The sequence below is a fragment of the Kitasatospora sp. NE20-6 genome (assembly GCF_045862635.1).
In genome coordinates, this window is sequence record NZ_BPRL01000184.1 from 1 (window position 1) to 551 (window position 551).

At 70.6% G+C, this 551-nt stretch carries 1 protein-coding gene; it reads right to left on the reverse strand.

Annotated features, from left to right (window positions below; translation table 11 throughout):
• Position 1 precedes the first annotated feature (1 nt).
• Positions 2-397, reverse strand: a complete 396-nt coding sequence (locus SNE206_RS40115) for a transglycosylase SLT domain-containing protein (protein WP_407918523.1) — start codon at positions 395-397, stop codon at positions 2-4.
• Between the last annotated feature and the right edge of the window lie 154 nt (positions 398-551).

The following is a 551-nucleotide window of genomic DNA, read 5'->3' on the forward strand; positions in this document are numbered from 1 at the left end:
CTCAGTACCAGTGGTGGGTCTGCCAGAAGGACCAGGCGGCGTTCGGGCTGCCGTAGCGGGAGTTCATGTAGTCGTAGGCCCACTTGATCTGGGTCTTGGGGTTGGTCTTCCAGTCGGCGCCGGCGGAGGCCATCTTGGAGCCGGGCAGTGCCTGGGCGAGGCCGTAGGCGCCGGAGGAGGGGTTGGTCGCGTGGACGTTCCAGCTCGACTCGTGGCTGATGATCTGCTTGAACGAGGCGAGCTGGCCGGCGGGGACGATCTGCGCGGCGATGGCCTGCGGGGAGGCGGTCGCGGCGGAGGCGGTGGCGGGCAGCAGGCCGGCGCCCAGGGCGGTGACACCGGCGGCACCGGCGAGAAGAGCAGCGGAGGTGCGCATACGGAGCTTGAAAGCGGGCATGAAGAACAGGACCTCGATCAGGTTGGGCCGGAGTCCCTCCCGTCACGATCCGCGGCCGGACAGGGGCCGCAGGGTCGGGCGGGACTCGGCGTGGAGCCGCACCCGGCGGGACAGGTGCCGGTGCGGCTTCGACTCGGCCAAAGCTGCCAGAGCG

Coding starts and splice junctions, on each gene's coding strand:
- SNE206_RS40115 (WP_407918523.1), bottom strand. CDS start 397: ATGCCCGCTTTCAAGCTCCGTATGCGCACCTCCGCTGCTCTTCTCGCC.